Source organism: Xenorhabdus sp. NBAII XenSa04 (assembly GCF_963866145.1).
Lineage (GTDB): Bacteria > Pseudomonadota > Gammaproteobacteria > Enterobacterales > Enterobacteriaceae > Xenorhabdus > Xenorhabdus indica.
Window position 1 is genome coordinate 220 of sequence record NZ_CAWMEB010000366.1, and the last position, 457, is coordinate 676.

The 457-nt window shown below is 45.3% G+C and carries 1 pseudogene; it reads left to right on the forward strand.

The annotated features are described in order from the left end of the window. Nucleotides 1-457 (forward strand): annotated as a pseudogene (locus AAC147_RS12415) (hypothetical protein); the annotation flags it as partial.

The following is a 457-nucleotide window of genomic DNA, read 5'->3' on the forward strand; positions in this document are numbered from 1 at the left end:
ACAACGCTGATCGCCAGAAAACACACGTAAGCCTGTCAGATAAAAGCTTTGCCCCCGCAGCACTACCCGATTCAAGTCAAACCTATAAGAGTAACAATCTTAACCAATATACGGCTGTCAATGACTCCGTCCTTGAATATGATAAGCGTGGCAATCTGATCAACGATGGGGTTTGGGGTTATCGATATGACACGGAAAACAGGCTGGTTAGTGCTGAAAAAGCCGATATAAAGATTGGGTTTGGTTATGATGCACTGAGCCGGCGTGTGATTAAAAAGGTCCTCAAAGATAATGTCGTCACCACTTATGTTTATCTCAGTATCGGTGATCAGGAAATGGCGGTGTTCAGTGGTACCGGCACACCCGATTTTAGCGGTGCCTATATCTATGGTGCCGGGCTTGATGAAGTGGTTGCTGATATTACAGCGCGTGGCCATAATTTTTATTTTCAGGATGC